Below are 20,284 nucleotides of genomic sequence, written 5' to 3' on the forward strand. Positions count from 1 at the left end.
CCAGGTTGAACCCGCTTCAGACATGGATAAAATCCACTTATTATTTTATTAAATTCCCACGCCTCTTTAGGATGAGGTGTTCAATGATAGATTTTTTCTTCATTATTGAATGTAACTTAATCAAGATATCAATATAATTTACTGCTTTATATATTTAACATCTGCAGCTGGGGGGGCTCCAAACATGCGACGATACTCCCGGCTGAATTGTGATGGGCTCTCGTAACCGACACAAAATCCGGCCTCTGCTGCATCCATGTTTTGATTGAGCATGAGGCGGCGAGCTTCTTGCAGTCGTATACGATTGCGATATTGCAATGGACTCATCATGGTTGCTGCTCGAAAATGTCTATGAAAAGAAGGCGTACTCATTCCTGCGACCTCGGCGAGAGATGCAATATCAAAAGCCTCACAATAATGCCCCCGGATCCAGTCAATGGCCCGGTTGAGATGTGACAGGTTTGATCCAACTGTGGCTATTTGCCGCAATACATAACCTTGAGGACCTTGAAGTAGCCTGTACAATATTTCTCTCATGGTGGATTCATACAAAACAGGAATGTCCTGTGGAGCATCCAACATAGAGAGAAGACGAAACACAGGATTAAAGATATCGTCCGTTAATTCACTTGTGGTTATGCAAGAAGGGCAAATAGATTTTGACTCTGATTCATGAATTCCAATATCATTTATCAGATCCTTTATTTTTTCTGGACTAAGAGAAATACATAAAGAAAGATATGGATTTTCTTTACTTGCTTGTGTAACGCACCCTTTAACAGGAAGGTCTACAGCTGTTATCAAATATTTTTGGGAGTTATACTCAAAAACCTTATCACAGAGAGTAACCGTTTTGCTGCCTTGCACGATAATGCAAAATCGGGGCTCATAAACTACATCCATAGGAGTAGTGGGTTCATCTGCACGAAACAGAAGAAGCCCTGGGATGATTGTGCGTGTTGTCGGTTCAACGCAGTGCCGATCAATAATACGACGGAGCGTGGTCAAATTGGCGTTCACAGTGCCAAACCTATTTCTAAGAGATGATTGATACGGCTATGGTTAGAGCTAGTAACAATGATGGTTTTATACAAGATCCATATTTTAAATTTTTCCGTCCTACCCCTCGCAGTTTTACGATCCAAAAACCTTAAATCATACCAAAATTATATTTTTTACGTCCCTGCCCTTATCCGATCTATCTGTCGTTCACACTAGAAATGTCCAGATTAGGGCTGATTATTTGAGCATTTTCCTTCGCAACGGAGAGAGAAAACTAAAATTATCTTAGGGCACCCGCCAGCAGAATAAGGTTTGTTACATTTTTATGAAATGCCAATCTTCTGCGAAGTATGATCGTATCGTATAATTTTTTGAGAGGATCATTCTACCGCCGTTCCCTGCTTTCATTGCATGATCTGATCATATCTCATGTGTGAAAGCAGCACGTCATACCTGTCAGGCGTGATCTCTGCTGTCTTATTCACGCTGCATCATGGCGAAAGCTTGCCAGCTTGTTTGACTCATCAGGTTAGATAAGTGGGACGCGAAACAGGCGTTCCAAAGCCCTTAGAATTGAGTTTTTGATGGGAATCGTCGCCCTAGCGCTTCGACGGCCATACACATTCCTTGTCGCGGGGTTATTGATCCTGCTCCTTGGTATCACGGCCGTTTTTAAAACACCGACTGATGTTTTCCCGAACATCGATATCCCTGTTGTCACCGTAGTATGGTATTATGACGGTCTTGATGCTGCAGAAACTGAAAAGAGAATTAGTACCTATACTGAATTCGCAAACAGTTTTTTTGTTAATAACCTGAGAACCATCGAGAGCCAGACGACACCGGGTCTTGTTGTTGAGAAATTATACTTCCAGCCCGGGGTCAACGTCGATCTTGCCATGGCGCAAACCGTCTCGGCGACCAACTCGATACGCGCCTTTCTCCCGCCAGGAATCCAGCCTCCGATTATCATGCAGTACAGCGCATCAAGCGTTCCGGTTCTGCAACTATCATTATCATCTGACAAGCTGACCGAAAGTGAACTGTATGATTACGGCATCTACCGTATTCGTCAGCAGCTCGCTCCAATTCCAGGAACACTTCTGCCGCCACCATTTGGCGGAAAGATTCGTCAGGTCATGGTGGATATTGATGCGACGAAGCTGGCCGGAGTGGGGCTGACGCCGTTAGATGTTTCCAATGCCATGAATGTTCAAAACCTTACGCTTCCGGGCGGTACGGTTAAGTTCGGGCCCACGCAATATGACGTTCGTATGAACGGAATGCCCGATGTTCTTGCCCGTCTCAATAACGTTCCCCTGAAGCGTGACCCTAAAACTGGCGCAATCATCCGGGTCTCAGATGTGGCGCAGGTCCGCGATGGAACGGCGGTCCAGCAGAACGTCGTGCGTCGTGAAGGGCACCGATCCGTCCTCCTGTCGATTATGAAAGCCGGAAACGCATCAACACTCGATGTGGTTAACGCTATCCGTAATCAGGTTCTACCCGTTACCCGAGCTGCAGCCCCTGCGGGCATGAAGATCGAGGAGCTCTTCGATCAGTCTTTGTTCGTAAAGTCTGCCATTACTGGAGTTGCATCAGAGGCAGTCATTGCTGGGCTGCTCACCGCAGCTATGATTCTCGCCTTTCTTGCCAGCTGGCGCTCAACCATTATCGTTGCCATTTCCATTCCGCTAGCCATCCTGTCTTCAATCGCCATTCTGTCCTGGACAGGTCAGACATTGAACTTGATGACACTGGGTGGGTTGGCTCTTGCTGTCGGTATCCTGGTGGACGACGCAACCGTTACCATTGAGAACATTCATCGCGTACGCCACGAAGGGGCGACTTTACGTGAGGCTGTGCTGAATGGTGCCTCAGAAATCGCACTGCCAACGCTCGTCTCGACTCTTGCGATTTCCAGCGTGTTCGTATCGGTCGAGTTTCTGGTCGGTCCTTCCCGCTTCCTTTTCACGCCGATGGCTCTCGCGGTGGTTTACGCCATGCTTGCGTCATATGCGATCAGTCGAACATTAGTCCCGATTTTTTCAGCTATTCTCTTACGCGCTGAAGAACGGCAGGTGGAACGCCGGCAGGCTGCTGGTCTGGGACCAGATCTGATTGCCCGCTTCGGTATTCGTTTCGATTATCGCTTTCACCGCATCAAAGATGCTTATGTTCGCACTTTAACACGGCTTATTGAGAGCAAATGGAAAGCACCTGCCATTGGTGGGGTTGCAATTCTTGCTGCAGCACTCATTGCCACTCAGGTTGGCCAGGATTTCTTTCCGACCATTGATGCTGGTGAATTCAAACTGCACGTCCGTGCCCCAGAAGGCACACGTCTGGAGAGTACAGAGCAGACATTCGATAAAGTTGAAGACGTTATTCGTAATATTGTTCCTGAAAACGAACGAGCACTTGTACTTGATAATATCGGTATTCCTTTCCGGTACTCCATGCCTTTTGATGACGGCTCAACAGTCGGGCCAAATGACGGCCAGATCATGGTGGCCCTCAAGGAAGGTCATCATCCGACGGCTGATTATATCCGCAAACTTCGGACCGAGCTGGCTCGTCGTTTTCCAGAGTGTATTTTCTATTTCCAGCCGGCAGATATCGTAACCCAGATTCTGAATTTCGGCCTACCTGCACAGATTGATATCCGCATCGCGGGTTACGATGCAGCAAGTAACCGCAAGGTCATGCAGGAAGTCCGTCAGGAAGTCTCACATATTCCTGGCCTCGTGGATGTCCATCTCCACCAGCAGATTGCAGCTCCAGAACTCTCCGTTGCGATTGATCGGGAACGGGCCCTTGACCTTGGACTGACGCTGAATGATGTCGCACGTAATGTGATGGTATCGCTTGCTTCGTCCAACACAGTCACACCGAACTTCTGGGTCGATCCAGCATCAGGTATTCAGTATCCCCTGGCCGTTCAGACCCCACAATATCGCATCAACACACTGAATGATCTTCGCGACACGGTCATCGCATCCACGGCTGGATCACAACATTCATCAGTTCTTCTGAGCAATGTCGCGACCATCAAACGCGGTACGGCACAAAACGTCATATCGCACAGCAACATTCAACCAACCCTCGACATCTACGCGAGCGCAGAGGGCCGCGATCTCGGTAGCATTGCCCGCGATATCGACAAGGTCATTGCACGTCATCGCGGTGAACTGTCTGCAGGGAATACCATCACAGTTCAGGGCCAGATTGACAGCATGCATTCAGCCTTTGTGCGGCTAGGGATTGGTCTAATGGTTGCAGCCATTGCTGTTTACCTCCTGATGGCCGTGAACTTCCAATCCTTCATGGACCCGTTTGTCGTGGTTCTGGGGCTCCCAGGTGCCATGTGCGGGATTGTATTCATGCTGTTCATCACGGGAACAACATTCTCCGTGCCATCTTTGATGGGAGCAATCATGAGTGTCGGTGTCGCCAGCGCCAACTCAATCCTGCTTGTGACATTTGCCAAGGAAAGACGTGCTGAAGGTCTTAGCGCCATTGAAGCAGCAATCGCTGCAGGACAGGCACGCCTTCGTCCCATTCTCATGACATCCCTCGCCATGATCATCGGTATGTTGCCAATGTCTCTGGGGCTTGGCGATGGCGGCGAACAAAACGCTCCGCTCGGACGTGCCGTAATTGGCGGCCTGATGATGGGAACCTGCGCCACCCTGTTCATTGTCCCCTGGCTCTATACGCGCCTGAGAAAACGAGAAAGCCGCATTCTTGAGGAATACAATAATGTCTAATTCCCCCTATTCGTCTGCTGCTGTCCAAAATACCCAGCGTCGTGGGCCTGTTGCCCCGTTGCTCGGCGTCGGTGCAGTCATCCTTCTCTGCTATGGACTATACGCACATAGTGAGCGAGGCATTGCCGCTCGTGCATTGGCTGATACACGTCAAAATCAGATTCCTGATGTGAATTTCATGATTGCCCATAGAGAGACGAAACCCGTTTCTCTTGATCTGCCAGGTGAAACCTTACCGCAGGAAACAGCATTCATTGGCGCACGCGCATCCGGCTATATTGCTGAGCGCCATGTTGATATCGGAACAAGTGTAAAAGCTGGTGAGATTCTGGCCATTATCCACGCGCCAGAGTTAGACCGCCAGGTCGCGCAGGCTAAAGCTACTCTCGAGCAGGCACGCGCCAATCTGGAGCTTGCTCGAATTACAGCAAGGCGCTCAGGCGGACTTGTTGGCGGAGGTGCGGTCAGCAAGCAGAATTTTGATGCTGACCGCATTACCCAGCAGGCACAGAATGCCGCTCAGGCAGCGGCGGATGCCGCTTTGGCAGAGGTCGCTCAACGCCGCGCCTATACAACCGTTACAGCTCCATTTGATGGTGTGGTGACTGTTCGTAATGTTGAAGTTGGTGATCTTGTCAGTGCAGACAGCGCACAGGCTAAGCCTTTATTTGTGGTCGCACGCACAGACCGTCTTCGCGTGCGCGTTCATGTTCCTCAGGAAGAGGCGAGCACTGTTAAAGTCGGTACGACCGCTATTCTGCACGTTCCAGACCATCCCGGTGAAAGCTTTCCCGGAGCCATAACACGTACGGGTCATGCTCTGGAACAAGACAGTCGCATGCTACCTGTGGAAATTGAACTCGATAATCGTGACGGCAGACTTTCTGCTGGCGTTTATGGTTTGATCCATTTTGATCTTCCACGTCCCGCACCAACCTTTATTATTCCATCTGACTCCTTGATCTACAATGCTGATGGATTATCAGTCGCGACCGTGGATTCGGATAATCATATTCGACTGCATAACGTTATTGTTGGGCGAGACTACGGAGCGACTATAGAAGTCCAAAAAGGACTGTCAGAGAATAATCGCCTTGTTCTACACCCTGCATCGTCGCTGACAGAAGGACGGCAGGTTATTGCGCATGATATGAATGACACGAAGGAACATGGATGATGCGCCCTTCTGCCACAATATCCACGGCCAGTATGATACTGGCCCTTACTGGCTGCACAATGATACCAACCTATCACAAGCCGCCCTCACCTATTGCAAATTCATGGCCATCCAGGGTGTCAGGATCGAACAATACAGAGTCCGCATCACTCGCTAACTGGCGTGATTTCTATCGTGATCCAGTACTTCAGGATTTGATAGAAACGGCACTTGTTAACAATCGTGACCTTCAGATTGCTCAGCATCAAGTCGAAGCAGCCAGTGCGCAATTCGACATTGAAAACGCGGCTCTTTTTCCGACGCTTAACGGCACTGCCGGTGCCAACGTTCAAAAAATGAATTCCCATATCTGGAGCCTCTCACAAAGTGACAGTCCATTCTATATGCGTCAGTATGCTGTAGGGTTTGGTGTCTCAGCATATGAAGTGGATTTGTGGGGGCGCATTCGTTCGGCATCACGCGCATCATTTGATCGATATCTCGCGGATCAATTAAGTCGTGAAAGTATGCAGCTGAGCATTATTGCAGGTGTTTCGACTGCAATGTTGAACTGGGTTGCCAATAATCAGGCTTTAACGATCACACAACACGTGCTTGAAAACCGCCAGCATACATATGATTTGGTCAAACAGACTGCTAATGTCGGTACAGGAACTCAGCTGGATGTTGCCGAAGCAGAAGCTGCTTTGCATGATGCCGAAACAAATTTACAAATATATACGCGCCAACGTGAGCAGACACTGAACCAGCTAGAGCTTCTGGTCGGCACTCCTTTAACCTCGAAAATACGCGACGAACTGGATCATAAGGCATCCTTAGAAGACGTTGTCCCTTTTCCCGATGTTCCAGAAGGTTTGCCATCAGATATGATCGCTCGTCGTCCGGATATTTTATCGGCTGAGCAGGTTTTAAAATCGTCTAATGATGATATCGGAGCAGCGCGCGCAGAATTCTTCCCTAAAATCCAGATTACGGCCGCAAACGGCACGGCGAGTAACAATATTACCCGCCTTTTCCAGAGCGGAATGGGTGCATGGAATGTCGCGCCCCAGATTACCCTACCTCTCTTTGATGCGGGGCGTCTGACAGCGCAACTACATCAGGCAAAAGCTCATAAGCGGGAAGAAATCGCCCGTTATGAAAAAACAGTGCAAACAGCATTTAAAGAGGTCGCCGACGCTTTATCTGGCCGTTCTACATATTTGGAGCAGTTGCACGCCCAGACGGCGCTCGTGAATGCGGGGCAAAAACAGTATCGATTAGCTTTAGCGCGATTTGAAGGGGGGTATGATCCCTATCTGGCAACTCTTGTGGCTCAACGCACTCTGTATAGCGCCCAGCTCGGCGCCATAACAACGAAACTACAGCAGATGTCTAACATAATTACATTGTACAAAACTTTGGGTGGTGGATGGAAGGAAGGAGCTCGAGAAAGAAACTAATTCATAATGAATAAAATTCTTTAATTACTTATAAATAGTCTGCAAAAATAGTGTAAAATTAATTTATCTATATTAATATTGAGGGTTCAAAGAACCCTCTTCCTTTGAGGGTTCCTCTGTGAGGAGACTGAAGATGAGCGGCCTGTTTTGGCTGACAGACGAACAGATGGAGCGTCTGCGACCCTTCTTTCCCAAGAGCCACGGTAAACCCCGCGTCGATGACCACAATCTGCTGAGCGGCATGATTTTTGTGAACCGCAATGGTCTGCGCTGGCGGGCTGCACCCCGGGAATACGGTTCACACAAGACTCTCTATAACTGCTGGAAGCGTTGGAGAGGCATGGGCGTTATTATGCAAATAATGGATGGCCTGTCTGCTGCGAAAGCGGAGACTCAAACGATCATGATTGATGCGACGTATCTCAAAACGCACCGCACGGTTTCGAGCCTGCGGCTAAAAAATGAGATCCAGGCCGCCTGATCGAGTGGACAAAAGACGGCATGAGCACGAGGCTGCATGCGATCACGGATCAGAACGGACGATCGCTGAGCTTGTTCATAACTGCGGGACAGGTCAGCGATTATACCGATTCCTCAGCTCTGCTAGACAGTCTTCCTGCAGCACAATGGATGCTGGAAAATCGTGGGAATGACGCCAACTGGTTCAAGGAAGCCCTAAAAAAGAAATGTATAAAGCCCTGCATTCCAGAACGTAAATCTCCCAACAAACCGCTCAAATACGACAAGCGAAAATACAAACGCCGCAATCGCATCGAGATCATGTGCGGAAGGTTCAAGGACTGGCGACGTGTCGCAACACGCTATGACAGATGTCCGAATGTCTTCTTCTCAACCATCGACCTCGCCACAACCGTCATCTTCTGGATATGAACCTAACCGCTACCGTTACGTCAACAACATTAATTGTGCAACAAAGCCCATCCCCCAAAAAAGGGAAGCGATCAACGTTCTTCGGACCCTCCTCATTTATGAAAAACTATTTGGGGGACAGGGCATTATTTTTATTCGCCAAAATAGGTGCGACCTGAGTGGCGAAAAGTTCCAGAGAACGCAGAATATATGGATGTTCCGGATCAATGGAATGCACCTGAATGGCAATTTCAGTTGCATGATCCAATGTCCTGTCCCGCAGAAGGGAATTAACGACTTCTTCCGGTGTGCCAATGTGCACATCAAAGGTGCGGATCAGGGTATCAATATTCGTATCATCTATCGTATGGCCTGCGGCACGGAATTTCCTCACCTGACGCGACAGGCCTTTTTCGGCCAGTCGCAAAGCCTTCGCCCGATCATCGGCTACAAAAACCGATCGTGACGCCAGAATTCGCGGGTCCCGACCGTCAGGAAGGGCGTTGAGATAGGCTTCCACCATTGGAACCTGCAATTCCCACAATGAAGCATCCGGTTTTTCCGGCCGACGGGGCTGCGTACGCGACAGTAGCAATCCGTCACCATCGCTCCCTGCCCGCTCCGCCCCAAATACGGAGAACGTTGCCTGCCAGCTACGCTTCTCAAGCCCCGTCCCAACCGGCCACAAACGGTTGCCGTCCGGTAATTCTTGTCCGGTCCATGCCGATTTCACCGTATGGAGTTTGCGGTTGAAGACGGCATGTCGATCCGAAAAATTCTCACCAAATGCCGGATAAGACGTCGGAGTTCCCCCAGAGCCAAAACCGACTTCCAGTCGCCCTCCTGATAAAATGTCCGTAACAACAGCATCTTCCGCAACCCGCACAGCATCTTCCATGACGAGCGTGACAACGCCGGTTCCCAGACGAATTCGAGACGTCTGGGCAGCAGCATGAGCCAGAAAGGGAAAAGGTGACGGAAGGCCGCCTTCATCCCCATGGAAATGATGCTGGGCAACCCAGGCGCTCTGAAAGCCATAAGCTTCCGCAGCCCTGATCTGCTCCAGCGCAAGAGCATATCGCTGAGCGGCAGGGACATCATCCAGAAGACGGGTAAAAAAACCGAACTGTTTTTGTGACACGGACCAGATAACTTTCAGTCTGATTCAGGGTATGGTTTGGTGCTCTATGAAATATTCCATAATCAATCGGCATCTCCTGCAGAGAATGCCGATTGATTACTCTGACGGAAATGTCGGATATCCCAAAGAAAGCATAAGCCGATTTGCCCAGTTAAAGAATGAAGAGGCATTGATCAGATCCAGAATTTCCGCGTCTTCAAACCCCGCCTGTCTCAACATTCTGATATGAACATGCGAAAATCCGACTGGTGTTTCAGACACACGTCGGGCGATTTCCTCCACAAGCTGCCATTTCAGATCTGTGTCGTGGGGAAGCAGCCCCGTTTCCAGCAATGCGGCGAGAGCCGCTGGGGAACCGCCTTGACGCTCACTGAAACGTGCGTGGACGGAAGCGCAGTAGATGCATCCGTTAAATCGCGAAACAGCAGTGGCCGCAAGCTCCCGTTCCCTGCGTGGCAGTCCTCCTGCGACATTGTAGAAAATATCCTTGTCGCTGCGTGTCCGGGCTCCAAGAATCTCGGGGTCCCGTGCTAGCAGCCTGAAATATGGAGATTTAGCCCGTGCGCGGTCTACAAGCCCCTCATAATGGGCCTCAGTCAGGTTGCCTTCTTCAAGAGGCTCAAGCCACGGGTGCCAGTCCAGTTGAGCCTTTGTAAAACGGTCGGGTTCCTGAGTATCTGTCTGTGAAACAGTCTGTTCTGTCACGTTCATGATGGGCTCTCCGAAAGGATGTCACCTGCTGTCGGGCCGACATCGCGTAGCACGCTTAGGCTATGAATAATGCGGATCTGGAACGCCAGGAATGAAATGAGCTGGGATAACGTCACGATGCCCGTGTCAGTCCACCCGGCTTCTTTCAGTCTTTCAAGTGCCTGTACCGAGGCGTCCCTGGGATGAAATGTCAGGAAATGAGCGTGCTCCAGAGCCCGCGCCAATGATCTGTCAACATTGACGTCCAAAACTTCAAATCCAGAGCCGTTGAGATCCTCAACTGAAAGTGGGCCGGCAGGATAAGCTCCATAAGGCCCCAGTGTTCTTCCCCGCCGGAGCAGATTTTTAATAACCGGTGACAGCTCTTTTCCTTGTTCTGATCGTTCAAGAAGGTCCAGATAGAGGCGATAGATCGCCGTATCGCCATGTAGTCCCGCAACAAAGGCGGCGACGGCCAATCGATGCGTCTGGAGGAATTCTCCGTCCTCCAGGGGATTTAGGAGCAGCTCAGCGCTCTTTTGCGCATTGTCACGCAAAACCTCACGCCCCCGCCTGAGGGTATCCAGCCAAGAATCTGCATCAATTCCGACCACGTAATCAATAAGATCTAGGGGCGGATCCGCTTTGAAAGAAAAAAATGTAGTCATCAGTCTATCCGAATATCTGAAGTATCTGGGAACGCTCAGAAGACATATCCAATTCGGGCATAATAATATCCGCCCTCGTACCCGCCAGGGGCTGTTTCCGGATACTTGATTGTACCCTGGGTTTCGGAAATGGTACTGGTCTTCACGCGGGTGGGAAACTTGTTGAACAGATTATTAGCCCCTGCTGTCAGCGTAAAACCGCTCCCAACGCGGGCGCTGAAAGCAAGGTTGGTCTGAACCTGTGGTCTTATATGTGTCCAGGTTGAGGAGGGATCACCGCTATAATTGATCCATTCCACCCCGGCGTAGCGCTGTTCCTGAACATACAGATTGTAGCGCCCCCTGCTCCAGTCCAGCGCAAAGGATTCCTTGTTCTTTGGAGATGCCCTCAGCAGATTGTTTCGCGACAGGCTGTCATAATACGTCTGCCCAAGCTGCTGTAGAACGCCGGGAGTGTCGTCGTAATGCGTCACTTCGGTGTCCGCCACATTGGCTTGTACACTCCCTGTCAGAACGCCCCAGCGTTTTGCGAGAGGAAACTGGTAACTGAGCTTAGCCGTAAAGCCGTTGGTAGTCGTGTTGCCGATATTGGTCATGTAATTGACGAATATTCTGTCGGTCGGACTGCTGGTAATTCCCTGGCTGTAAAGGAATTCATTCATCTGGGTGCCTGAAAATTCCGTCGTACTCTCGATCCGGTCATTGATGTCGATCCGGTAACCGTCCAGTGTCACGCGAAGAGAATCGATGGGTGTCCAATCAAAACCGATATCATAACTGCGAGAGGTTTCTCCTTTGACGCCGGTTGCACCGAGAAGTCTAGCAACCGGATCAAACGAAGACAGGTTTTCCGTCACCTGTCCGGGGCCAGTTGACGTCGCGTTGTAATGAACCGCTCCCAGGGTTGGCGCCCGATAGCCTGTATTGATGCTGGCACGCAGAGCAAAGCGCTTGTTGAAATTGTAACGCATCCCGATCGAACCTGTCGGAGCAGCCCCTTTGTCGGAATAACTAACTGCACGGCCGCCGATCGTCAGTTCCCACTTCCGGGTCAGGAACAGATCGAGGCCGACATGACCGTCAAAAATATCGCGGGACCAGTTACCAGCGTTCTGAGGCTCAAAGCCAGCATAACCGGCGGCGCCTGAACTCGGCTGAACACCTGTTTGTCCAACAAGAACAGGTCCGGTTGCCCATGACTGATAGTCTCCTTGCCCGATCTGATAGGTATCGTGACGATATTCCAAACCGAAATTGAGTTCGGCAGGTTTTGCAAGGTGAGGAATTGCAAACTTCTTTGAGAATTTCGCTCCCCCGATCAGTTCGGAGGCGATAATCTGTCCCTGATGGAAATTCGTCTGGCTATCCACGCCGAAAGTCGGGTTTTCATCGTTTTCGACATTTTCATTTACACGCTCACGCCCGAACGAGGCGTAGGTATTCCAGGCGATCCCATGCGCCAAAACCCCACGCAAACCGCCATTGACCTGAAAATCTAGTTCATCGAATGTTTCAAGTGGCGAGTATCCGTTAGGGTAAAGAGCGCGGGTGGTATTGTTATTGGCCGGCCCGCGAAAAAATCCGACACGAACCGTTGAGCGATGTCCGAGAGTGCCAGTCGCATAGCCTTCCACGTGGTCAGTAATGGGAACATGACCATTGAAGCTGAAAACTTCAGCCAGAGATTTGCTGACACCCTCAACACGATTGACATCCTGCCCGACCCGCTGCTGCATCTCGGCATCCTGTGGCAGGTCGTAAAGTTTGGCCGTGTTGAGCGCATCCCGATGGCTTGGAAGCTGGTTCAGGACCTGCCAGGCGACATCAATCCCGCCGCCCTGATTACCAATCTTGTGCTCGATATCGCCATAGCCTTCAACGGCCTGACCGTCTCCGGCATAAAATCCGCTGTTCATGAAGTTGACCGTGCCACCATTTTTTGTACCGCTCTTCAGAACGATATTAATGGCACCACCAATTGCGTCCTGCCCGTAAAGAGCTGTCGCACCTTCTGTAATGATTTCGATATGATCAATAGCACTCAATGGAATGAGGCTCAGATCCGCAGGTTCGGTTCCTTTGGCTGGGCCATCGCCCCAGTTACCAAGAGCGCTTATATGTCGCCGCACACCGTTGACCAGAACGAGCGTTTCATCAGCATTGAGATTGCGAAGAATCACCGTCTGGGTGGGCGTTGTTGAATAGGCGCCGCCACCTCCTCCCGGCGGAGCATTCAGTTCAGGCGATGTTTGCTGAAGGGCTGCGATGACATTGGTCTGCCCTGTCTGCAGAAGCTGTGCTCCTGAAACAATAGCGACGCTAACCGTACTTTTCGTGGGTGTCGCAACCCTGAACGCAGGCGCGATATTACCCTGACTTCCTGTCGCAACGATCCGCTCGACCCCGCTGTGGTCTTCAACACTTCCGGGCGCCGTCGAAGCAGCGTGCGAAGGTAATTTGGAGGGGGCACTTGCCTTGTGTTCCGCAGACTGTGGACGTCTGGCCTTGACGTATTTCCGTGTGTCCCTCTCGCTTTCCGACGCAGTTGTTGCATCTGCGGCAATTGCGACGCCGGTCGCCCCCAGAGAGAGCAGAAGAGTCGTGGCAATCCATACGGGTCTTGAACCGGAACGCCGCAGAAAGTCATGAGTCCGTCTATACGGCATAGCTATTTCACCATCGAATATGATGTTTGTGTTGGCGATGAATCACCAGTCATGAATGTTGATAAACACGATTATACAAAAACAACAACCATAAATGTTTTATTATAAAAATAACTATTATATATAGTTTATTATTGTCTGTTATCCGCTTCCTGTTTTTCAGGAAAAACGCTCCGCCCTTTTCTTCTTGGGGTAAGAGGCCTGGATGGGACTCTGAGAGCGCAACAAATATTTTCCCCAAATATCTTTCCAAAACGGGAAATTTAAGGATATATATATTAACAACTATTTTATTAAGTTATTAATTCATACCCACGTTTCAACACGCCCCATCCTGAAGGTGATAATGCCGCTTCATCACTCCGTGTCTGTCCGACGATCTGCGCTGGCAACCGTGTTTCTTGCGGGACTCTCTGCTTTTCCACAGGCCCAGAGCCGGGTTCCGGACCGTACGATCATCTATCTGGACCCACAGGAGCATACCAATCTCTACCCGCCCGCAGGCGGATTCTATCCAAACGGCGGCATCCTGAGCCAGATCACGGATCGTCTGACCTGGCAGGATCCTGAAACGCTTGAAATCAAACCATGGCTGGCAACCGACTGGTCCGTGAATGCCGATAGTACGATTTACACATTCCACCTGCGTTCCGGCGTCACGTTTTCTGACGGGACGCCGCTCGATGCGCAGGCTGTCGCCCTCAATTTCCAGACATACGGCAAAGGCAATCAGGCACTTCATTTTCCGGTTTCAGAAGCCATCAGCAATTTCGATCATGCGGAAGTTGCCAGTCCCACTACCGTCATTTTCCATTTCACCCACCCTGCCCCGGGCTTTCTGCAGGCCACGTCTGTTCTGGGTTCGGGGATTGTCTCTCCCGCGACACTGGGGCGTCCGTTCGATGACCTGGGAACGGCAACGGGCATCATAGGCTCCGGTCCTTTCGTCGTCTCAGCGGATATTCCGGGGCGGGAGGTCGATCTTGTCGCGCGTCAAGACTATCGCTGGGGGCCAAAAGCGGGAGAGGGCAGAGCCACGGTGGAGCGGATCAAGATTCTGGTCGTTCCTGAGGACAGTATTCGGGTGGGAGCGCTTCTTGCAGGTCAGGCCGACATTATCCGGCAGGTCGAAGCCTATGACGAAGAACAGATATGCCGTGCGGGATACAGGCTTTTTGCACCATCCACTCGCGGCGTGAACACCGGCCTTGCCTTCCGGCCCGATAACCCTCTGGTAGCCGATATCCGGGTTCGAAAGGCGCTCCTTCATGGAACGGACCGGCAGGAAATCGTGAGTGTCCTGTATTCGCGGAATTATCCCGTAGCCCGTTCGATCCTGTCCTCACAGGCCGCAGGATACGCCGATTTCTCCCAAAAACTGAAATATGATCCTGCTCTTGCTGCGAGTCTTCTGGACAGCGCGGGCTGGAGAATGGGCGAAGATGGCCTACGTCATCGCAACGGACAGACGTTACGGTTGGGAATTCATGTCTCCCTGCCCCATCCCCAGAACAAGACCATGCTCGAACTGATTGCCCAGCAATGGCGTCGACTGGGCGTGCAGCTCGACATCATGTCCGGGGCTGCGGCAGGGGTTCTTCTGGATAACCTCAACCCGCAAAGAACCCCCCTGACAGTTTCGGAAGTGGGACGGGCCGATCCCGATGTTCTCAAGAGCGAATTCTTTCCACGAAACCGCGATTCCCTTCTTCAGAAGGGAGGACAAAGCACGAAAATTCGGGCTTTCAGGGACGAGGCTCTCGACACGATGCTGCTTGATATCGCCTCCATCACCGATCGTGAGGAACGCCTCAGACGGGTTGTCGCAGTTCAGGAATATCTGATCGATAATGCCTATGACATCCCGCTCTTCGAAGAGCCACAGGTCTATGCTGCGTCCCCCGATTTAAAAGGCCTGCGCTTTGAGGCGGTCGGCCGACCGGTTCTGCGGGATCTGGAGTTTACGGCCCCATGAATGTCTCTCATTTCCCTGAACGTCGTGGCTTGGCCGGACATTTCCTGGTGCAGGTCGGTCGGGCTCTTCTTATCCTCTGGGGCGCCTTCACGCTGACTTTTACCCTGTTGCAGATGATGCCGGGAGATGCCGTCATGATCCGCTTCATGGACCCTGAACTTGGCCTGTCATCCGAGCAGATCAAAACCATGCGCGTTCTGTACAGCGGGTCGTCAAACCCTGTGTTTCAATATTTTCACACCCTCTGGCAGGTTCTGCATGGCAATTTCGGATATTCCGTCCAGCTTGGCGTTCCTGTCGGGAAACTGCTGTCAACGGCACTGCCCGTTACTCTGCGGCTGGCAGGCGTCGGGTTTCTGCTCTCCCTTGTCTGGACCCTGGCGGTTGCCGTAGGAGCCAGTCTTCTGCCGATGCGGGCACTACGACAGGCCGTTCATGCCCTCCCCGGACTCTGGAGCGCAATTCCACTCTACTGGTCCGGAATTCTTATCATTCAGGTTCTCTCCTTCAGGTTGCACCTGCTGCCTGTCGTCGGAGTCGGGACATGGAAAGGTATGCTTTTACCGGGTCTGACCGTCAGTCTGCCGGTTGCAGCTCCTCAGGCCAAACTTCTGCTCCAGAAAATCGAGGAAACGGAGCGCCTTCCTTTCGTCATGGCCAGCCGGACACGCGGCGCCAGTCGGGTTTCTGTTTTCTTCCGTCATATTCTCCCCAATTCCGTCATTCCGTCCCTGACGATGGCAGGGCTGTCGCTGGGGGAACTGATTGCAGGCGCCATCGTCACCGAGACCGTTTTTGGTCTGAACGGTCTCGGTCAGATGACGCGGGATGCCGTCTCGGGGCAGGACGTGGCCGTTCTTCAGGCTGTCGTCTTGATTGGTGCGGCAGGTTTCGTAGGCGCGAACCTTGCTGTTGACCTTCTCATTCCCCTGATTGACCCGACTTTGCGCATGGCCCATCGGATCGGAGGCGGCAAGTCCGGATCATGAAGCGATTTTCCATTCCTTCTCCCCTCTCTGTGCTCTCCGCCATTGTCATCGGGGTCTGTATGATTGCAATCCTGTGGCCCTCCGCTTTGACGAGCGGAGATCCGGCGACAGGCGTGGCTCCGGAACATCTTCTGCCGCCAGACAGTGCGCACTGGTGTGGAACCGATCAGCTCGGGCGCGACGTCCTGACCCGCATCATTTACGGCACGCGCGAAACGCTGCCAGCCGCTTTCGTGGCGACCATGACCGGTATTGTGCTTGGCTCGGTCATCGGGGGATTTGCCGCACTGTCAGGGCCTGCGGTGGACACGCTGCTTTCGGGTGTCATTGATGTCCTTCTCGCTATTCCTGAACTTCTTCTGGCTCTGACGGTCGTCATTCTGACGGGTTTTGGCCCGATTCATGCCGCTCTTGCCGTCGGTATAAGCCAGACGGCCGGCTTTGCGCGCATTGTCCGCAACCTCGTCCGGACGCTACGGTCGCAGACCTATGTCGAGGCCGCCCGCCTGTCAGGAACCGGTTTCTGGGGCATAGTCGGATGGCATATCCTTCCCAATGCCTTTCGTCCGCTGCTCGGGATGGGGATCCTGCGCTATGCCACGGCCATCCTGTCCCTCGCCACTCTGGGCTTTCTTGGATACAGCGCGCCTCCGCCAGCGCCGGAATGGGGACTCATGATTTCAGAAGGACGGGATTATCTGGCCACAGCATGGTGGATGACCACATTCCCCGGCCTCGCCCTGCTGACCGTCGCTCTGGCAGCCAACCGCCTGAGCCAGGCCATGACGAACGCAGGGGAAGAACGACCATGACCTCTCCAACCCCTGTTCTGGACGTAAACGATCTGGCCATTTCCTATGGTGACAGGATCGCCGTGAAGGGCATTTCGTTTGCGGCGATGCCCGGAAAGACGATAGCCCTGATCGGAGAATCCGGCTCTGGAAAATCCACCATCGCCAAGGCTGTCATCCGCCTGTTACCGCCTTCCGCGCGTATTGATCGTGGTAGCATTACCCTGAACGGACAGTCTCTGCTTGCAGCATCGTCACGCACCCTCAATACCATTCGTGGACGTCAGATCGGGTTCGTCCCTCAGGATCCGGGCAGTTCGCTTGACCCTCGCATTCCCATCGGCCGACAGGTTGGGGAAATTCTGCGTCTGCACACCTCCGAAGGTCGGCGGGAGCGTCATGACCATGTGCTGGCCCTTCTGGAAAAGGTTGGCTTACCCGATCCTGGACGGTGCTTTTCGCAGTTTCCCCATGAACTCTCGGGAGGCATGAAGCAGCGCGTGCTCATCGCCATCGCTGTTGCTCTTGCTCCCGACCTCATTATTGCAGACGAGCCCACGAGTGCTCTGGACGCCACGATCCAGCGTCAGATTCTGGATCTGCTCGACAGTCTGCGCGAAGAAAACGGCTGTTCAGTTCTCATGATTACCCATGATCTCGCCATCGCCCGTGACAGGGCGCATGACGTCGTCGTCATGCAACACGGCACGGCCGCGGAACGTGGTCTTTCAGACAGCCTCTTCAGTGCACCCCATTCTCCGTATACCCGCAGACTCCTGAGAGACTCTCCTGCCTTTCATCCCAGAACTCCTCCCGTGCGAAAGGTCGCCCCGGCGCAGGTTCCGGCCCTGGAGGTCTCAAACCTCACCATCACCCATAGGACTCACGGAGGGCGCACAAGTCCGACCGTGCGGAATGTTTCCTTTACCGTACAGCCTGGCACGACCCACGGCATCATTGGAGAATCTGGCTCCGGCAAGACCACGATCCTGCGTTGCCTTATGGGACTGATTTCTCCGATTTCAGGAAGCGTCCAGATTCATGGAGCAGATGCTTTTGGTGGCCGCCCCGGCGAGCGGGGGCCATTCCGCAGCATGCAGCTTGTCTATCAAAACCCCTGGAGTTCGCTGGACCCGAGGCTGACGGTTCGTCGGATCATAGAGGAGCCCCTCCGCAACCATTTTGATGAAAACCGTTCATGGCGTCTCCAGCGGATCCACACACTTCTTGAGCGGGTGCATCTGAAGCCCGACATCCTTGAGCGGTATCCTTCCGATATTTCCGGAGGTCAGTGCCAGCGTGTGGCTCTGGCGCGGGCTCTTGCTGCGGAACCCGACATTCTTGTGCTGGACGAATTCGTTTCCGCACTGGATGTCACGGTGCAGGCCCGCATTCTGGAACTCCTGACGGAGTTACAGAATGATCTTGGCCTGACATTCGTCTTCGTATCCCATGACCTTGCAGTTGTCAGACAGATCTCTGATACCCTTTCCATCATTCGGCACGGACAGCAGGAAGAATACGGGCGTGCCGAAAGCATCTTTTCGAATCCTGCATCGGACTATACCCGAACCCTGCTTCAGACTATTCTCTAAGTTCATAACCCATTGATTTGATTGTAGAAATCTGTTTCAGGCTCTGCAAGGGGACTGAAGATGAGCGACCTGCTTTGGCTGACAGACGAATAGATGGAGTGTCTGCTGCGAAAACCGAGACTCAAACGATCATGATTGATGCGACGTATCCCTAAGCGCACCGCACGGCTTCAAGCCTGCGGCTAAAAAAGGGGATCCAGGCCGCCTGATCGAGTAGACAAAAGACGTCATGAACACGAATCTGCATACGATCACGGATCAGAACGGACGACCGCTGAGCTTTTTGATGACTGCGGGACAGGTCAGCGATCATACCGGTGCCTCAGCTCTGCTGGGCAATCTTCCTGCAGCACAATGGATGCTGGGAAATCGTGGCTATGACGCCGACTGCCTCGCCGCAACCGTCATCTTCTGGCTATGAGGCCTGAGCCTACCGACGCGTCGGCCATCACTGAACAGCTCAACAGTGTTCGCGGCCTGCTGTGCGTGATCGCAGATGGGAATACAAAAAGGAAAACAAGCAATAAACGGCACATTGGCAGCATTCGGAGTTCGAGTTGTGCTGCTAGCGCGAAGCATACCCTGTTAAGCAGATAGCGGAAGTCGGGGCTTCAGCATAAGGGAAAAGAAAAATACTCTGGACATAAAAGTTGGCCCGAGCGCAGTATTCTATTTTCCTTGGAGAATAATATGTCATACCGCACCAACGACGACGAAGACGGTATTAATTCAGAGATCCATCAGTTAGTCTTCGAAATCCAGCGTGATGCGGAGCAACTGAATATTGCGGTCGATAAGTCAGGGGCAGACACTGAAATCAAGCATATGGTCGCGGCGTTGGCCGATAAGATCGACGGGTTGGCATCATTGATGTGACGTGCGCTTGGCCCGATTGGGAAGCATCTTCATGGACTAGTGCCCAGAATCGAAACCCGGAGTTCGTATCATCAGCCTGCGGAAAGCTAACAAACAGGGGGTTCGCTCTATGTCTCGCAAGGCTAACATCATTATGCCGGCTGACGAGGAAGACCCCCAGATCAATAGGGGCATTGCACTTGATAACGGCAATCCGGAACTGACGGAAGCGGACTTTCAGGTTATGACGCCAACCGTAGAGGTAATGTCGGCATTAACGTAGGCCAGGCTCAAGCCACATAGGCAAAACATAACGGTTTCAGCGCGGCAGATGGCTAAGAAGAAGGCATTTGAGCATCTGTCATACGTAGTGCAATGCGCTGCCAGCCCTTGAGCCTTCCGAGCATGATCTCGAGGCGGTTACAGCGTTTGTATTTCCACTTGTCGTATTTGACCGCTTTTGCACGGAATTTCCGCTCTAGATCACCCTTTTGAACCGCAAGCTCGAAGCCGTGCGGTGCGCCTTGAGATACGTCGCACCAATATAATGGTTCGGGGCTTGGCCTTTTCGTCAGCCAGACCGTCTATCATCCGGGCGAAGATCCCCATGGCGCCCCAGGGCTTCCGGCGGTTGCAGAGCGTTTTGTGTTGAG

At 52.2% G+C, this 20,284-nt stretch carries 15 protein-coding genes and 2 pseudogenes; 11 read left to right on the plus strand and 6 right to left on the minus strand.

Going from position 1 to position 20,284, the window contains the following annotated elements; all coding sequences use genetic code 11:
* Positions 1–138: 138 nt before the first annotated feature.
* Positions 139–1,008, minus strand: a complete 870-nt coding sequence (locus GSP01_RS12345) for an AraC family transcriptional regulator (protein ID WP_228123922.1) — start codon at positions 1,006–1,008, stop codon at positions 139–141.
* A gap of 578 nt (positions 1,009–1,586) precedes the next feature.
* On the opposite strand from GSP01_RS12345, the gene GSP01_RS12350 reads away from it, so the two are divergent.
* The 4 genes from GSP01_RS12350 to GSP01_RS12365 all read left to right on the plus strand — a co-directional run bounded on the left by GSP01_RS12350 (position 1,587) and on the right by GSP01_RS12365 (position 8,282).
* Positions 1,587–4,772 carry an efflux RND transporter permease subunit gene (locus GSP01_RS12350; protein WP_141353968.1) on the plus strand — a complete coding sequence of 1,062 codons (3,186 nt, stop codon included), beginning with the start codon at positions 1,587–1,589 and terminating at the stop codon, positions 4,770–4,772.
* A complete protein-coding gene (locus GSP01_RS12355) occupies positions 4,765–5,949 on the plus strand; it encodes an efflux RND transporter periplasmic adaptor subunit (protein WP_141353970.1) in 1,185 nt (394 codons plus the stop codon). Before GSP01_RS12350 ends, GSP01_RS12355 begins: the two co-directional genes overlap by 8 nt.
* The gene (locus GSP01_RS12360; RefSeq protein ID WP_141353972.1) at positions 5,946–7,391 is read left to right on the plus strand and encodes an efflux transporter outer membrane subunit; all 1,446 of its coding nucleotides are present in this window, start codon (positions 5,946–5,948) and stop codon (positions 7,389–7,391) included. Before GSP01_RS12355 ends, GSP01_RS12360 begins: the two co-directional genes overlap by 4 nt.
* A gap of 133 nt (positions 7,392–7,524) precedes the next feature.
* A protein-coding gene (locus tag GSP01_RS12365; RefSeq protein ID WP_373320053.1) for an IS5 family transposase occupies positions 7,525–8,282 on the plus strand; the annotation gives its coding sequence in 2 pieces (ribosomal slippage) (positions 7,525–7,855 and positions 7,855–8,282; 759 coding nt in all).
* A 106-nt stretch (positions 8,283–8,388) separates the two neighbouring features.
* Here the strand turns inward: GSP01_RS12365 and GSP01_RS12370 are convergent.
* The 4 genes from GSP01_RS12370 to GSP01_RS12385 all read right to left on the minus strand — a co-directional run bounded on the left by GSP01_RS12370 (position 8,389) and on the right by GSP01_RS12385 (position 13,426).
* Positions 8,389–9,402, minus strand: coding sequence for a putative FMN-dependent luciferase-like monooxygenase (locus GSP01_RS12370; RefSeq protein WP_141353974.1), 1,014 nt, complete (start codon positions 9,400–9,402; stop codon positions 8,389–8,391).
* Between the two features lie 96 nt (positions 9,403–9,498).
* Entirely contained in the window at positions 9,499–10,113 is a 615-nt protein-coding gene (locus tag GSP01_RS12375; RefSeq protein WP_141353976.1) for an alkylhydroperoxidase domain protein, read from the minus strand.
* Positions 10,110–10,760, minus strand: a complete 651-nt coding sequence (locus GSP01_RS12380; RefSeq protein ID WP_141353978.1) for a CMD domain protein — start codon at positions 10,758–10,760, stop codon at positions 10,110–10,112. The genes GSP01_RS12375 and GSP01_RS12380 overlap by 4 nt, the downstream gene beginning before the upstream one ends.
* A gap of 35 nt (positions 10,761–10,795) precedes the next feature.
* On the minus strand, positions 10,796–13,426 hold the full coding sequence (locus GSP01_RS12385; RefSeq protein WP_228123921.1) for a TonB-dependent receptor plug domain-containing protein: 2,631 nt from the start codon (positions 13,424–13,426) through the stop codon (positions 10,796–10,798).
* 346 nt (positions 13,427–13,772) lie between these two features.
* Between GSP01_RS12385 and GSP01_RS12390 the strand changes: the two genes are divergently transcribed.
* From GSP01_RS12390 to GSP01_RS14780, 7 genes and pseudogenes are all read left to right on the plus strand, one after another.
* On the plus strand, positions 13,773–15,401 hold the full coding sequence (locus tag GSP01_RS12390) for a TIGR04028 family ABC transporter substrate-binding protein (RefSeq protein ID WP_141353980.1): 1,629 nt from the start codon (positions 13,773–13,775) through the stop codon (positions 15,399–15,401).
* Positions 15,398–16,390 carry an ABC transporter permease gene (locus tag GSP01_RS12395; RefSeq protein WP_141353982.1) on the plus strand — a complete coding sequence of 331 codons (993 nt, stop codon included), beginning with the start codon at positions 15,398–15,400 and terminating at the stop codon, positions 16,388–16,390. Before GSP01_RS12390 ends, GSP01_RS12395 begins: the two co-directional genes overlap by 4 nt.
* Positions 16,387–17,202, plus strand: coding sequence for an ABC transporter permease (locus GSP01_RS12400; RefSeq protein WP_141353984.1), 816 nt, complete (start codon positions 16,387–16,389; stop codon positions 17,200–17,202). The genes GSP01_RS12395 and GSP01_RS12400 overlap by 4 nt, the downstream gene beginning before the upstream one ends.
* Positions 17,199–18,776 (plus strand): dipeptide ABC transporter ATP-binding protein, encoded by a 1,578-nt coding sequence (locus GSP01_RS12405; RefSeq protein WP_141353986.1) that lies wholly within the window; start codon positions 17,199–17,201, stop codon positions 18,774–18,776. Before GSP01_RS12400 ends, GSP01_RS12405 begins: the two co-directional genes overlap by 4 nt.
* Positions 18,777–18,898: 122 nt before the next feature.
* Positions 18,899–19,164 (plus strand): annotated as a pseudogene (locus GSP01_RS15260) (transposase); the annotation flags it as partial.
* A gap of 302 nt (positions 19,165–19,466) precedes the next feature.
* Entirely contained in the window at positions 19,467–19,652 is a 186-nt protein-coding gene (locus GSP01_RS12415; RefSeq protein WP_141353988.1) for a hypothetical protein, read from the plus strand.
* 109 nt (positions 19,653–19,761) lie between these two features.
* On the plus strand, positions 19,762–19,914 hold the full coding sequence (locus GSP01_RS14780) for a hypothetical protein (protein WP_167495547.1): 153 nt from the start codon (positions 19,762–19,764) through the stop codon (positions 19,912–19,914).
* Between the two features lie 17 nt (positions 19,915–19,931).
* On the opposite strand, the pseudogene GSP01_RS15265 reads toward GSP01_RS14780, so the two are convergent.
* Positions 19,932–20,284 (minus strand): annotated as a pseudogene (locus GSP01_RS15265) (hypothetical protein); the annotation flags it as partial.

This window comes from Gluconobacter sphaericus NBRC 12467, assembly GCF_006539125.1.
Taxonomy (GTDB): Bacteria; Pseudomonadota; Alphaproteobacteria; order Acetobacterales; family Acetobacteraceae; genus Gluconobacter; species Gluconobacter sphaericus.

Bases quoted from the DNA above. Each gene is read 5' to 3' on its own strand.
- GSP01_RS12350 (WP_141353968.1), top strand. From the start codon at position 1,587: ATGGGAATCGTCGCCCTAGCGCTTCGACGGCCATACACATTCCTTGTC.
- GSP01_RS12355 (WP_141353970.1), top strand. From the start codon at position 4,765: ATGTCTAATTCCCCCTATTCGTCTGCTGCTGTCCAAAATACCCAGCGT.
- GSP01_RS12360 (WP_141353972.1), top strand. From the start codon at position 5,946: ATGATGCGCCCTTCTGCCACAATATCCACGGCCAGTATGATACTGGCC.
- GSP01_RS12375 (WP_141353976.1), bottom strand. From the start codon at position 10,113: ATGAACGTGACAGAACAGACTGTTTCACAGACAGATACTCAGGAACCC.
- GSP01_RS12380 (WP_141353978.1), bottom strand. From the start codon at position 10,760: ATGACTACATTTTTTTCTTTCAAAGCGGATCCGCCCCTAGATCTTATT.
- GSP01_RS12385 (WP_228123921.1), bottom strand. From the start codon at position 13,426: ATGCCGTATAGACGGACTCATGACTTTCTGCGGCGTTCCGGTTCAAGA.
- GSP01_RS12390 (WP_141353980.1), top strand. From the start codon at position 13,773: ATGCCGCTTCATCACTCCGTGTCTGTCCGACGATCTGCGCTGGCAACC.
- GSP01_RS12395 (WP_141353982.1), top strand. From the start codon at position 15,398: ATGAATGTCTCTCATTTCCCTGAACGTCGTGGCTTGGCCGGACATTTC.
- GSP01_RS12400 (WP_141353984.1), top strand. From the start codon at position 16,387: ATGAAGCGATTTTCCATTCCTTCTCCCCTCTCTGTGCTCTCCGCCATT.
- GSP01_RS12405 (WP_141353986.1), top strand. From the start codon at position 17,199: ATGACCTCTCCAACCCCTGTTCTGGACGTAAACGATCTGGCCATTTCC.
- GSP01_RS12415 (WP_141353988.1), top strand. From the start codon at position 19,467: ATGTCATACCGCACCAACGACGACGAAGACGGTATTAATTCAGAGATC.
- GSP01_RS14780 (WP_167495547.1), top strand. From the start codon at position 19,762: ATGTCTCGCAAGGCTAACATCATTATGCCGGCTGACGAGGAAGACCCC.